Genomic DNA, 12,540 nt, shown 5'->3' on the forward strand with positions numbered 1-12,540 from the left:
TCGCCCGTCATGGAAAAGGGGAGGAAACTCACCGCCATTGATCCGCTGTTCAAGGGATGTACCCGGCCCGCCATGCTGCTCGGCGTGCCCATGATCCCGATGATGGTCGTCTGCATGGCGATTTTCCTGCCGGGGATGTGGGTTCTGCTGTTCGCGGGTCCGATCGGCCTGGTCCTCATTTTCGGGGTGCTGCCGGGCTGCGTCTGGTGGATGCGCGAGGTGACCAAGAAAGACGACTACCGCCTCGAGCAGTTGATCTTGCGCCTGTCGCTGCGCATCCGGCAGGTCAATGGCGCGCTATGGGGCAAGGGCGTGGCCGCGTACAGCCCAATTCAGTATCGACGGCGATGGCGGTAGATCGTACGTCTCCAATGCGCTCAATGGGCAGCCGGGTAGCTCCCGGTGGGAGGGAACTTCATCCCCGTTCCTCTCCCTGCCCACCCTTTTTTTGCTCTCCGCGGGGAACCCCACACTCATGGCCGCTGTAACTTCCAAGTTGAAATTCTCCGATGAGGCATCCCGCGAGGTGCCGGTTGCCGATTTTGTGCCTTATCGGGGCCACGTCACACGGCGCATCGTCAAAAGCCGGGACGGCGCCTACTGCTCGACCTGGAAGGTTCGACGGCATCACCTGGAAAACCAGCGACCCGCAGGATCTGCTCACGCGCCACGAAGGGCTGAACCAGATGATTCGCGGCCTGGGCCACAACGTCTCGATCTGGATCCACCGGATCCGCCGGCCGACCTCCGATCGCCTGTTAACGGACTATGACAACGACTTCGCCCGGGATCTCGCCGAACGGTACTACGACAGTTTCACCGGCACGCGGATGATGGCCACCGAACTGTATTTCACGATCGTTTACCGGCCGACGGAATCGACGGTCGCCAGCAATCCGCTGCTGCGCGTTGTGTCGTCGGGAAAGCCCCGGTCGCTGGCGGCAGTCCGCGCCAATGAGCACGAAGCCATCCGCGAGATGGAGGACTTGGCCTACAAGGTCGAGTCGGGACTCAAGAAGTTCGAGACTTTCCCACTGGAAATGCGGGAGCCAGAGCCAAGCGGTGTGGTGTTCTCGGACCAGCTGGCGTTTTACGGTTTCCTGATCAACGGCGTTTGGCGCCGCGTTGGCGTACAGCAAAGCAGCATCGGCAACTACCTGGCGACGTCCCGAGTCTTGTTCGCGGGCGAGATGCTCGAAATCCGGCGCCCCGATCAGCAGTTGTACGTGGGGTTTCTGGACTTCAAGGATTACCCGTCCGATTCTGGCCCCGGCATACTCAACACCTTGTTCGACTGCCGCTTCGCTTTCATCGAGACGCACAGCTTCTCGATCTACAGCAAGGCGGACGGCAAAAGCGCCCTGGAAACCCAGCAAGGCCAGCTGATGGCCGCCGAGGATGCCGCCGGCAATCAGATCCAGGCCATGGACAAGGCCCTGGAGCAACTCATCGACGGTAAGTTCGTGATGGGGGAATACCACTATTCCCTCGCTGTCATGGATGCCGACCTGGACGCGATCACCAAGCATCTTGCGCAGGCGGAGACGGCCATCAACGACGCGGGCTTCCAGGTCGCGCAGATCGACCTGGTCGCGGACAGCGCCTGGGCCGCGCAGCTTCCCGGAAACTGGCGCTACCGGCCGCGGATCGCCAAGATCACCAGCCGCAACTTCGCCGGCCTCGCTTCGATGCATAGCTTCGGCAGCGGCAAGCGCGACTACAACCCCTGGGGCGAGGCGGTCACCGTCCTCAAAACCCCGAGCGGGGAGCGCTACTACCTCAATTTCCATGGCACGGACGAAAAAGAGGATTCGACCGACAAGAAGCCGCCGGCGAACACCATGATCATCGGCATGACGGGCAGCGGCAAGACCGTCCTGGAGCTGTTCCTGATCTGCATGCTGCAAAAATTCGGTGTCACCGTCGTGATCTACGACAAGGACCGCGGCTGCGAGATCGCGATCCGGGCGCTGGGCGGCAACTACCGCACGCTGCGCCGGGGCACTCCGACAGGCTTCAACCCCTTCTGGCTACAGCCGACGGAACAGAACATCCGCTTCGTCGAGCAACTGATCCGTTCCCTGATCCCCCGCAGCCTGTCGCCGGTCGAGGCCAAGGCCCTCGATGGCGCGATCCGTGCCACCTTTGCGTTCGACGACAAGTCCAAGCGCCGTCTGGCCTACATGCATCAGATGCTGCCGCTCGGCGACGAGCACAGCATGCACGCCTACCTCGGCCGCTGGGTCCAGGGCGGCGCCCTCGGCTGGGTGCTCGACAACCCGGAAGACACGCTGGACTTGACCAGCAATACGCTCTACGGCTTCGACGACACCGATTTCCTCGAGGATCCGGAAGTCCTCGCGCCCGTCACTGCCTACCTGCTGCACTGCACGGAATCCCTGATCGACGGCCGCCGCTTCGTCTACGTCATGGCCGAATTCTGGAAGCGTCTACAGCTGCCCGTGTTCGCCGAGTTCGCCGGCAACAAGCAGTACACCATCCGCAAGCAAAACGGTTTCGGCATATTCGATACGCAGTCGCCGGCGCAGATTCTCGGCACCAAGCACGTCGCCGCGATGGTGGAACAGAGTGCCACCCAGATCTTCCTGCCCAACCGGAAAGCCGACCGGAAAGACTACATCGACGGTTTCAAGGTCACCGAGGCCGAATTCGACATCATCAGCACTCTGGATGACGACAGCCGGCAGTTCCTGGTGAAACAGAACGGTAAATCCACCCTGGTGCAGCTGGACCTCAAGGGCATGGACGACGTCCTGGACATCCTGTCGGCGACCTCCGACAACGTCGAGATGCTCGATGACATTCGCCTCGCCGTGGGAGACGACCCCGCCAGGTGGATACCGGTTTTCCGGCAGCGTCTCGAGGAACGCCGGACATTCACCCGGGAGAAAAAACGGAAATGAGCAAGGCTGTTCTCAACGGCAAGGACCGCGACGCTACCAACGATGTCGCCATTTTCCTGCTGGACCCTGCTGGCCGATTCTCGCCGGTAGCGTCATACCGATCCGAAATCGATGCCCTTTGTGCAGAGATTGTCCGTCGTACAGGCACAGGGGCGGAAACCCGGCTGTCCGGCAATGCCGATATTGAAGGCATGCATTTCGTTGCCGTGCGTGACGATGTGCGGATCGAGATTGAAGGGCCGCTGGGACAGCTAAACATCAATGCGGAGTTTCGCGATGTCGCCGCCAGCATCACGCCGCTCTCCTGGACGGTGGCAACCCCAATCGACCTGCTTTGCCTCCTGGCGCGGATACTGGCTGCCCTCGATCGAGCCGCCCTGGCTCAACACCGGCCCCGGCGCCCATGCCGCGCCCCGTGTGGTGAAGGCGTCGTCGTTCTCGACGAACACGGCGGCCTCGGCGCACGAACAGAATGGCGAGCGGGAATTGACGCACTGTGCTCAAGCATTCGCCAAAGCGTCATGAAGGCGACCGTTCAGTTCTGCCCATATCGGCATGGACATGCGCTGGCTCTCGATCTGGTCGGCCCTGACCAACTGATCACGATGAGCGTTTCAATCAATCCGCAGGGCAACCCACTGGACATTGCACCTGACGACCTTCCGGCGCGCTCCTTCGGCGACTTACCGCAACAAAACGCGCTGGAGTTCTGGCTCGCGAATCACGCTGATTGCCTGTACTTGGCCGCCAGAGTGCTTGCTGCACTGAATCAAGATGGCGAACTGGCGTTCGCAGTCTCGACACCCTCATCCAGCTTGGTGCCCAGTATCAAAACAAGGCGTCGCAAGCTGGCGGACGCGGCTCAAGGAAGGACGTGATGGCCGTCATCACCAATTTCGACACGCTCAAGGCGTTGCACGAAAACGCGAGGGCGAGCAGCGCCGGCCGGCGGGACTGGATCAAATTCGCCGACACCATGATCGATTCGTTCCCCAGCCTGTACCGGACGGCCAAGGCGATGAATGGCCGCTCTGCGGAACTTGAAAAAGCGCTGCGCGACCTGGTCGCCCAGATTGAGTTAAGGACCGACTGCATGGACGGCCGCATTGATCGTGCGGCGCTTGACGATCAAGTCGAAACCGCCGAACGCCTGGTTGGAGTCGGGCCAGGAGGGACGAGATGAACGCATTGCGCCACAAAGCAATACGTCTGCGCGATGCGCTGAACGTCCAGATCAAAACCACGAATGACGGCGGCCCGAGCGTATGGATGGGCGCCGGAAAAGCCCTCGAGAAGCACTGGCAGGTGCTCGGGGTAAGGCTCATTTCCAAGACGCGCGGCGAAAAGCTCGGCCTGGCGCTCAAGCGCAATGCCCGGCCGCTGCTGATCCGTTACTTCGGCGCCCCAATCAATGACCACGTGGCGTTGTACGACCAGTTCACGCAGTTCTCGCGCAAGGCTATCCGGAGAGACGCTGCCAGGGCAGCAGCGGGCGTTGACAAGGGGAAAGCCGATGTAGCGACCTAGCCTGACACCAAAAACAAAAGCCCACCGGCAAGTGGGCTTTTGGTGAGACTTTCGGGCTGGGAAGCCCACGGCTGCACAAAAAAATGCACAGCGACAGGAAGCGTCATTCTAGTGCAGCCGTGCCCCGGAACGCAAGCCTCGTTCGCCCTCAATTTCGCAACAGAGGTTCCGGGAAAACATGGCCGTCCCCCAGGCACAACCAGAAGAACAGACGCAGGCCCGTTACTTCCAGGCAGGCACGGCACTCCACCGCATCTTCACCGAAGCTCCCTATCTGCCACGCTGTTCGGACAACAAAACGGCCGCGCGCGTTCGACCGCGTGAATATGCCATCCGCTACCCGTACATGCAGGTGAACCGGAGCGGTTTCGTCAGCTGGCTGATCTTCGACCTCGATCACAACCGCGCCATGGCCTGGGACGATGCCGGCCTGCCGGCGCCGAACCTCATTGTCCGGAACCGCGACTCCGGCCACAGCCACCTCTTCTACGCCATCCCGCCAGTCTGCACGACCGAGAACGCCCGCAGCCGGCCGATCGCCTACATGAAAGCCGTCTATGCCGCCTTCGCCGTCCGGCTCCAGGCCGACCCCGACTTCCACAGCGGCCCGGTGGCAAAGACGCCTGGCCATCCCTGGTGGCTGACGCACGAACTGCACAACCACGTTTACGAACTGGGCCAGCTGGCCGATTACGTCAACCTGGCCAACGAGAGCCCCTGGGGCCAGAGCCCGCGGCTTGACGACGTCAGCCACTCCCGCCATTGCATCCTCTTCGAGCAGCTGCGGCACTACGCCTACAGCATCGTCAACAAGGAACGCGAACGCGGCACATTCGAAACGTTCACCCGCCTCCTGGAAGCCTACGCCTACAACAAGAACCGTTTCGTGAAGCTGGGCCTGGGCTTCAGCGAGGATCTGCCGCTCTCGTCGATCAAGGCCACGGTCAAGTCAGTGGCCCGCTGGACCTGGTCGCGCTACGCCGGCACCGGCCGGTGCAATCGCGGGGTGATGAACCTGGACAAGGATCTGCCCCTGCCCGAGCGCCAGCGCCTCTCGGCCACCAGAACCCACGAACTGCGGCGCAAGGCCACCGAATCGAGGATTCGTGGCGCCTGCAGAGCCCTACAACAGCAGGGCAAGGCCTTCACCCAGGCCGCCGTCGCCAGGGCTGCCGGGATCTCGCGCCAGACGGTGGCCAGCTTCAAGCACGTGCTCGACGAGGTCCGAAAAATCCCCGAAACCGTCACCGCCCTGGTGAAGCCCTTGGCCAAGGCCGTCGATGTCAAGTTTGGTGGACATCAGGTAACTGCCGGCCCAAACGCCATGTCCCCGCCGCCGATTTTTCCACGGAATGACGGCCTGCCTGTTCCTGACACCTGATCCGTATATTTAAATCCCGTCGAAACGAACCCCCGGCGACCTGATCCCGCAGCGAAGCGAGGACAGCAGGTTGCCCGACAAGCGAGGGTTATCCACGGGCCACCGGCCGGTGGATAACCCGGAAAGCGCGTCAGGTGACGGTATGGAGTTCTTTCGAAGTTTCAGCTTTATCCGGTCAGCTTTTCAGCCTTATGGAAGCTCTTCGAGATCGAAGACGGTAGGATCGAAGCGGCCTCCGGACCATTCGATCATTTCGCTGTGTTCGGGATGAGCACGATAAACTGTCCAGCGTTATAAAATAACGTCCCAAGAATATAAGTCTCGTCCTCGTTGGAGCCAGAAATGTCCCAAGCGCCTGATCTGACCAGACACCAGTCACTCGTGTTCAACGCCCTTTCTCGCGAGGCTGGTCCAGCCAGCGCCTATACCCTGCTCGACCATTTGCGCAGCGACGGCCTTCGGGCGCCGCAACAGATCTACCGCGCCTTGGACAAGCTGCTTGAGTACGGCCTCGTTCACCGTCTCGAGAGCCTGAACTCCTTCGTCATCTGCGCGCACCCGCATGACCATAAGCATGGAATGATCGCTTTCGCGATCTGCGATACCTGCGGCCATGTGGACGAGTTCTCCGATACGGCGATCGAGAAGCGCTTGAAGGGCTGGTCGAATGACCACGCCTTCACGCTGAACAGGGCCGCGATCGAGATGCACGGCACCTGCGGGAATTGCGAAGCGGGGTAATCCTCTCGCCGTGCCGAATCGCCTTAAAATTCCATTTTCATACTGACCGATACAGTCCGGCCGGGAGCCGTATACGCTGCCAGTCGCGCATCGTTGCCGGTCAACTGGCTCACGGCCGGCCAGTCGAAATACTTCCGATCGAAGAGGTTATACACGGCAAAATTCAGGGTGACCTGCTTGTCCAGGCGCCGATACCCGATCACACTCCAACTATGAGAGACATCAAGTAACGGTCACAGGCGACGAAGAAGTCTGACAGTTCTCCTGGCCAGAAGCATGCATCGAGCAAAACGTGTGTTCAGGTTCAGGGCTTGCGTTCCTTTGGCGTGTACTTTATGACCTTGCTGGCGGTCATGCTGTAACCGCTGATGCCCATCGAGGAGTCAACGCGCCCCACCCCGAGCTTTCCGCTGACCCAGACCGCGTCCATGGTCCGGAAGCCCTTGACGGGGGACGACGAACGGACATGGACGATCTGGTTGGCAGGCGGCGGCGGTACGTGAATGCAAGCCCCAAAATAAGGAACGAGCAGAAACTCCCGAATACCGTCCCTGCCGGTCTCCAGCGGCACCAGATACCCTGGCAGCGTGACGGCGCGGCCCGCCAGGGTTGGCACGGTCGGAGCGTTGTCCCAGACTTCGCGCATGCGGATGTACAGTTGCTGCACACGGACATCGGAATCCGGAAGCGTGCTGAGGCTCTGCAAATCCTGGAACGACTTCATCGGATCCCAGTTCTTGGGAATCAAATCATCCCAGGAGATTTCGGGAAAGTCCGCTGCGGGTGCGAGCGGGGCGATGGCGATACCGAGCGCGGCGAGCAGCAGCCGCCTGCGCGTACGGTTTCGTTGGCCGATGTCGATGTCCATGGCTTCAGATCCGGGGAGACAGGCCGTCGGCCAGCGAGAGCCGGTAGGCTTGCCATGCCGGCAACAGGCTGGCGAACCAGCCCGCCGCCAGAAGACCGCCCAGCAGCAACCATTGCATCGGGGTCGGCTGAGCAAGATGCAGGGTCAAACCGAATTCGGCCTGCAGCCAGGGCCCAAGCGCAAGCAGGACTGCCGCCATGGCGGCAGTCCCGATCGCGATTCCGGCAAGGGTCATCAGCAAGCCCTCCAGGGCCAGGAGCAGCAGTACATGATACAGGCTGGCACCCACCGCGCGCAGGACGGCGAGTTCGCGCCGCCGTTCGTTCAAGCTTGCGAGCACGACCGACATCAGCCCCGCCATGCTGACCAGCGCCACCAGCCCCGACATCAGCAGCAGGGCTTTCTCGCCCGAACCGACCACCTCCCAAAGCTCATCCAGCGCAACGCCGGGGAGTATGGCCATTAGCGGCTCGCCTTCGAAAGTGTTGATCCGCCGTTGAACCGAGAAAACGGCCGCGCGGCTGTCGAGGCCGACAAGCGCCGCGGTGACTGCCTGGGGCCGCAGGTTCATCGTGCGCACGTCGTCCGGGCCGATGCGCAGACCCGGGATCGGAGCCCCTCCCATCCAGTCCACGTGCAGCGCCTCCATGGCTTCCAGGCTGATGTGAACGGTACGATCCACGGGCGTACCGGTGCGGGCCAGGATGCCGCTGACAGTGAACGGCTTGTCTGCGTGCTCGGCCAGGTTCAGGTCTCCGCTGCCATGGGCCAAGGTGATGCGCTGACCCAGCCGGTACCCGAGTCTGTCGGCGACCTCGGCCCCGAGCACCGCGTCGAAGAGATCGGCGAACCGCTGTCCCGACTGGAACCGCAGGGCTTGCCGGTCGCCGTGCCGGAAATGCTCGAAATAGTCCGTCGAGGTCGCGAGTACAGGAAAACCCCGGTGCGAGTCACCGAGCGACAACGGCACCACCCAGGCGACGCCGCGTTGTTGCTGCAGCGCCTGCACGCTGCTCCAGCGGATATTGTTGGTCGCGGCCCCGACGTGGAAAACGGCGTACAGCAGCAACTGCACGGAGCCCGTGCGTGCGCCGACGATCAGGTCCGTTCCCGAGACGGCCGATGTGAAGCTGTCGCGCACGTCAGTACGGACGCGCTCCACGCCCAGCAGCATGAAGGTGGACAGCGCGATCGAACACACGACCAGCGCCAGCGTCATGCGACGGCTCCAGGCGCTGCGCCATGCCAAGCCCAGAAGGAACGAGGTCATGGCACGCTCTCCTCGCCCCGGCCGGCCCGATTGATCGAGGGAAGGAGGACTTCGCGCGGAAAACGGCTGGCGATGCGCCGGTCGTGGCTCACGAAGACCAGGGCGCTGCGGGCATCGGCGCAGGCGGCGAGCAGGAGGTCGAGAAAGGCGTTGCGGCGGTCTTCGTCGAGCGCGGAGGTCGGTTCGTCAGCGATGACCAAGGCAGGCCGCCCGACCAGTGCGCGCGCCGCAGCCACGCGCTGCTGCTGACCGACCGACAGATCCCGTGCGGCACGCAGCCAGAGCGCGCGTTCCAGGCCCATGCCGTCCAGCCAGGCCTCGGCCTCGGCCCGTGCGGAACCTGCCCTTTCGACCGCGGCGGCCCGGCGGCGCATGGAGAACCGGCACGGAACGAGCACGTTGTCCAAAACGCTCAGATAGGGCAGCAGGTTGAACTGCTGGAAGATGTACCCCACGTGGTCCACCCGGAAACGGTCGCGGGCGACCTGGCGCAGGGCACCCCAATGGGTACCTAGCATGGCGACGCGGCCCGCCTGGGGCAACAGTACGCCGGCCATCAGCGACAGCAGCGTACTTTTGCCGCAGCCGCTAGGGCCGTGCAGGAAGACGGCTTCTCCGGCATGGACCTCGAATACGGGGATGTCCAGGATCACCTGGCCGCGCGACCAGGCAAAGCGTAGGTCTTTCAACTCGAGGACGACGGAATGCAAGGCGTCAACGACCCCACTGAATCCGCGACGAGCCGGGCTTCAGGCTGTGCTTGAACTGGCCTTGGGGGGCGGCAACCTGCGCGTCTATGGTTCGAATGCCCTTGAAAGCGTCGAACAGTTTGACGTCGATGAAGCGTGCCGCAGCCGCCTTGGCGCACGCAAAGACAACCGTCACATCGATGTCCGCATGTTCGTGCCCGCCATCATCTTTTTTGTCGTGACCGTCGTGGGCGTGGTGATGATCCTCCTCCTTCTTGGCGCCGCCCAAGTCCAACACCGTGGATTCGATATCCACCTTTGCGAGCTTGCATTCAGCGCCCGGATCGGGTTGAAAGAGCCGATCCGCCGCATTGAGGCGGGCTACCATGTCCGCAACCCGCTTGCGCTCGGCATCCGTGCGCGGCGCGCGCTCAAAACCCAGGAAGTTGTCCAGCGGCGATTCGATCTGCAACGTAATGGCTTGAGTGTCAATGGCAACGTCCAGTTCGACGCGGCCGTGCGTATGCGCATGCTGCTGCGCGTTGCCAGTACCAAGCATCATCAACATGGCCGCAGCACCGACGGCACGTACGACGAATCGGCGGCAAGGGAGGTACGAGTTCATAGATGGCTCCTGGACACAAACAATTATGACTTGGACTCCAACCTTCGGAGGAAGGCCGACCTAAATGTTATTTTATAACATCCCAATCAGTCGTTACACCCTCGTTTCCATGTCTGTCGGTTCCGATCACTCTTGAACGGGGCGCAAAACCAACTGCACCTTGCCATGCCAATCCTGGAGGCCATCCGGCCTGATCCCGGCGGCAATAGGCGGCACCTCGGCCACAGCTGCCGCTGCCGAGGCGGACAATGTCGGGCGGCAATGAGTCGGTAAATTGCCATTCCGCCAGCGATCAATCCGAACGGCAACTTCCTCAAATTGTGAATTCGTGTTTCCGACCCGTTGCGCACCTTCGCTGGGGCGCAGGTTGACGGGTAGGTGGCAAGGTACAACCGCCGTTTGTGGCATGGCCACGAGCGAGTCGTCCGCTGTCGTTCTTCGGCCGCGCCGACAACGATGACGCCATAGGGCTCTCGTTGGCATCTGAAAAACGCCTTGACAACCATTTTTACGAGGAGCAAACTATATTTGTGAACTAAGTTCATATATGTGAACCGAGCGGTGATCAGGTTGTTCGCGCAATGTGCCTTCAAGCATCTTCAGCGGTTGCGCGTTCTGCTTACCATCAACCAGTTGCGGCAAATATCGACGAACTACAGGTGCCGAGGGCAAAGGTCTCGAGAGCGCCGGTTAAGGAGAAGCTTATGAGAGTCTTGGTGAGCGGCGGGAGCCGCGGGATTGGAGCAGCGGTTTGCTTGCGAATCACAGAGGCCGCACTCGCGAGGGGTGAGCACCCGAGGATTGCGGTTTGCGGCCTAGAGGGGGCTGACGCGGAGCAGGTTGCCCGAGCGGTGCGCGAGATGGGCGGAGAGGCCATCGCCTTGGTCGGAGATTTGGCCGACGCCAACGTCCCCGCGAAACTGGTGGATGCGGCCGTTGCGGAATTCGGCGGCCTCGACGCGCTCGTTTCCAACGCCGGCGTCGCGAGTCCGGCAAAACTCTGTGACGTTTCGCTCGAGGAATGGACCAGGATGTTCGACGTCAACCTTCGCGCAGGCTGGTTGCTCGCCAAAAGTTGCTATCCGCATCTGAAGGAGAGTCGCGGCGCAGCCTGCTTCACGTCTTCAATGTCTGGACAACTACCGCATGAAGGGTCGGGGGCGTACAGCCCGACAAAAGCGGCGCTTACCATGCTTGCGCAGACGCTCGCACTGGAGTGGGCGGCTGACGGCATCCGGGTCAATGTCGTTTCTCCGGGCATGACCCACACTCCAATGTCCGCCAAGATGTACGCTGACCCAGCTATCAAGCGGGCACGGGAAGCTATTATTCCATTGGCAAGGATTGGCGAGCCGAGAGACATCGCTAATGCGATCGAATTCATGATTAGCCCGCTGTCTAGCTTTGTTACTGGCCAAGACCTCTGCGTGGACGGCGGCTTCACAAAGTCCATCCTGAACCATATTCCTGGGCGGCCGAGTTCCAAGTCTTAGGTGTAGAAGGGAATTCTTTGTCCATGTGCTGACAGCCTCAGTGCTATTCGACCCTAAGTCAGGTCGCACATCGCTTTCAAATCCGTATGCCGTTGCCGGAGATTGACCAATGATAATTTCTACGTTCTCGTACCTGTGGTCGCACTCTGCGATTGATGCGATAACTGAACTGAGTCGAGCTGGGTACCGCGAATTCGAGGTGCCTATCAGCTCACCGCATTGTTGGCCGGCTGAAATGCCGCCTTCTGTGCGGTCGGAAGCAAAGCGACGTTTGCAGGACTGTGGTGCCAGCGTGAGATCGCTCAACCCTGGTGGATATGACCTCAATTTGGCAAGCCCCGCGGCAAATATGAGGCGCAAGAGCATCGACCACATCAAGGACGTGATGGATCTAGCCTTCGAATGGGGTTCGACCGAACTGGTGATTTCGCCGGGAACCCGACGCCCTATGATTTCTCCGTCGTTGTCAAAGACACTCGACTGGCTGACCGACAGTTTGGAAGTCCTGCTGCCTAGAGCGGAGCAGGCCGGCGTTCGATTGCTTCTCGAAAATACGCCGTACTGCTTCCGGCCAACCTTGGATGAGATGCTAGGCCTCGTCAAGCAGTTCAATAGTGAAAAGCTGAAGATTGTCTACGACGTTGCGAACGCAGCATATATCAACGAGGACCCCGTAACGGCTCTGCTGGCCGGTGGCTCGGAAGTTGTGCTTGTGCACGTCTCTGATACGGGTCTTGAGGAATGGGGCCATGATCCGATTGGCACGGGGGTCATCGATTTTGAAGCGCTTGGCAAGGCGGTCGACGCTACCTGCAAAACCGAAAATGCTGTTCTCGAAATTATCCGGGAGAAGGGCCCACTGACGGAAATGCACGCTGGCATCAGTGAGCTCAAGAAGCGCGGGTGGCGCATCAACCCTTAACTTCGATTGATGGCCGTTCACCATGTTGTGTGGGCCCGAGATTTGACCCGTTCCTACATGCTGGCCGAACAATTCGGCGTACAGAGCTTCCAGTGTTATG

At 61.1% G+C, this 12,540-nt stretch carries 13 protein-coding genes; 9 read left to right on the forward strand and 4 right to left on the reverse strand.

Annotated elements, in window-relative coordinates; genetic code table 11:
- Nucleotides 1-9 precede the first annotated feature (9 nt).
- The 7 genes from QM701_RS05630 (at nucleotide 10) to QM701_RS05660 (ending at nucleotide 6,573) form a co-directional block, all read left to right on the forward strand.
- Complete coding sequence (locus tag QM701_RS05630; protein WP_415166110.1) at nucleotides 10-357, forward strand: type IV secretion system protein VirB3; 348 nt, start codon at nucleotides 10-12, stop codon at nucleotides 355-357.
- Between the two features lie 176 nt (nucleotides 358-533).
- Nucleotides 534-2,924 carry a VirB4 family type IV secretion/conjugal transfer ATPase gene (locus tag QM701_RS05635; protein WP_415166111.1) on the forward strand — a complete coding sequence of 797 codons (2,391 nt, stop codon included), beginning with the start codon at nucleotides 534-536 and terminating at the stop codon, nucleotides 2,922-2,924.
- On the forward strand, nucleotides 2,921-3,802 hold the full coding sequence (locus QM701_RS05640; protein WP_415166112.1) for a hypothetical protein: 882 nt from the start codon (nucleotides 2,921-2,923) through the stop codon (nucleotides 3,800-3,802). Before QM701_RS05635 ends, QM701_RS05640 begins: the two co-directional genes overlap by 4 nt.
- The gene (locus QM701_RS05645) at nucleotides 3,802-4,107 is read left to right on the forward strand and encodes a hypothetical protein (protein ID WP_415166113.1); all 306 of its coding nucleotides are present in this window, start codon (nucleotides 3,802-3,804) and stop codon (nucleotides 4,105-4,107) included. Before QM701_RS05640 ends, QM701_RS05645 begins: the two co-directional genes overlap by 1 nt.
- On the forward strand, nucleotides 4,104-4,451 hold the full coding sequence (locus QM701_RS05650) for a hypothetical protein (protein ID WP_415166114.1): 348 nt from the start codon (nucleotides 4,104-4,106) through the stop codon (nucleotides 4,449-4,451). Before QM701_RS05645 ends, QM701_RS05650 begins: the two co-directional genes overlap by 4 nt.
- A gap of 178 nt (nucleotides 4,452-4,629) precedes the next feature.
- On the forward strand, nucleotides 4,630-5,832 hold the full coding sequence (locus tag QM701_RS05655) for a replication initiation protein (protein ID WP_415166115.1): 1,203 nt from the start codon (nucleotides 4,630-4,632) through the stop codon (nucleotides 5,830-5,832).
- Between the two features lie 342 nt (nucleotides 5,833-6,174).
- Nucleotides 6,175-6,573: a transcriptional repressor gene (locus QM701_RS05660; RefSeq protein WP_415166116.1), complete on the forward strand. Its 399-nt coding sequence runs from the start codon at nucleotides 6,175-6,177 to the stop codon at nucleotides 6,571-6,573.
- 304 nt (nucleotides 6,574-6,877) lie between these two features.
- On the opposite strand, the gene QM701_RS05665 is transcribed toward QM701_RS05660, so the two are convergent.
- From QM701_RS05665 to QM701_RS05680, 4 genes are read right to left on the reverse strand one after another with little or no spacing between them, the layout of a single operon-like run.
- Nucleotides 6,878-7,441 carry a DUF3299 domain-containing protein gene (locus tag QM701_RS05665; protein ID WP_415166117.1) on the reverse strand — a complete coding sequence of 188 codons (564 nt, stop codon included), beginning with the start codon at nucleotides 7,439-7,441 and terminating at the stop codon, nucleotides 6,878-6,880.
- A gap of 4 nt (nucleotides 7,442-7,445) precedes the next feature.
- On the reverse strand, nucleotides 7,446-8,711 hold the full coding sequence (locus tag QM701_RS05670) for an ABC transporter permease (RefSeq protein ID WP_415166118.1): 1,266 nt from the start codon (nucleotides 8,709-8,711) through the stop codon (nucleotides 7,446-7,448).
- Nucleotides 8,708-9,421 (reverse strand): ABC transporter ATP-binding protein, encoded by a 714-nt coding sequence (locus tag QM701_RS05675; RefSeq protein ID WP_415166119.1) that lies wholly within the window; start codon nucleotides 9,419-9,421, stop codon nucleotides 8,708-8,710. Before QM701_RS05675 ends, QM701_RS05670 begins: the two co-directional genes overlap by 4 nt.
- A 4-nt stretch (nucleotides 9,422-9,425) precedes the next feature.
- Nucleotides 9,426-10,025, reverse strand: coding sequence for a DUF2796 domain-containing protein (locus QM701_RS05680; RefSeq protein ID WP_415166120.1), 600 nt, complete (start codon nucleotides 10,023-10,025; stop codon nucleotides 9,426-9,428).
- A 704-nt stretch (nucleotides 10,026-10,729) separates the two neighbouring features.
- On the opposite strand from QM701_RS05680, the gene QM701_RS05685 reads away from it, so the two are divergent.
- Both QM701_RS05685 and QM701_RS05690 read left to right on the forward strand, forming a co-directional pair.
- Entirely contained in the window at nucleotides 10,730-11,518 is a 789-nt protein-coding gene (locus QM701_RS05685) for an SDR family NAD(P)-dependent oxidoreductase (protein ID WP_415166121.1), read from the forward strand.
- A 109-nt stretch (nucleotides 11,519-11,627) separates the two neighbouring features.
- Nucleotides 11,628-12,440: a sugar phosphate isomerase/epimerase family protein gene (locus QM701_RS05690; protein ID WP_415166122.1), complete on the forward strand. Its 813-nt coding sequence runs from the start codon at nucleotides 11,628-11,630 to the stop codon at nucleotides 12,438-12,440.
- Nucleotides 12,441-12,540: the final 100 nt, after the last annotated feature.

Origin of the sequence: Propionivibrio sp. (genome assembly GCF_047602565.1) — a bacterium.
Lineage (GTDB): Bacteria > Pseudomonadota > Gammaproteobacteria > Burkholderiales > Rhodocyclaceae > Propionivibrio.

Bases quoted from the DNA above. Each gene is read 5' to 3' on its own strand.
- QM701_RS05690 (WP_415166122.1), top strand. From the start codon at position 11,628: ATGATAATTTCTACGTTCTCGTACCTGTGGTCGCACTCTGCGATTGAT.
- QM701_RS05665 (WP_415166117.1), bottom strand. From the start codon at position 7,441: ATGGACATCGACATCGGCCAACGAAACCGTACGCGCAGGCGGCTGCTG.
- QM701_RS05685 (WP_415166121.1), top strand. From the start codon at position 10,730: ATGAGAGTCTTGGTGAGCGGCGGGAGCCGCGGGATTGGAGCAGCGGTT.
- QM701_RS05645 (WP_415166113.1), top strand. From the start codon at position 3,802: ATGGCCGTCATCACCAATTTCGACACGCTCAAGGCGTTGCACGAAAAC.
- QM701_RS05640 (WP_415166112.1), top strand. From the start codon at position 2,921: ATGAGCAAGGCTGTTCTCAACGGCAAGGACCGCGACGCTACCAACGAT.
- QM701_RS05670 (WP_415166118.1), bottom strand. From the start codon at position 8,711: ATGACCTCGTTCCTTCTGGGCTTGGCATGGCGCAGCGCCTGGAGCCGT.
- QM701_RS05655 (WP_415166115.1), top strand. From the start codon at position 4,630: ATGGCCGTCCCCCAGGCACAACCAGAAGAACAGACGCAGGCCCGTTAC.
- QM701_RS05680 (WP_415166120.1), bottom strand. From the start codon at position 10,025: ATGAACTCGTACCTCCCTTGCCGCCGATTCGTCGTACGTGCCGTCGGT.
- QM701_RS05660 (WP_415166116.1), top strand. From the start codon at position 6,175: ATGTCCCAAGCGCCTGATCTGACCAGACACCAGTCACTCGTGTTCAAC.
- QM701_RS05630 (WP_415166110.1), top strand. From the start codon at position 10: ATGGAAAAGGGGAGGAAACTCACCGCCATTGATCCGCTGTTCAAGGGA.
- QM701_RS05650 (WP_415166114.1), top strand. From the start codon at position 4,104: ATGAACGCATTGCGCCACAAAGCAATACGTCTGCGCGATGCGCTGAAC.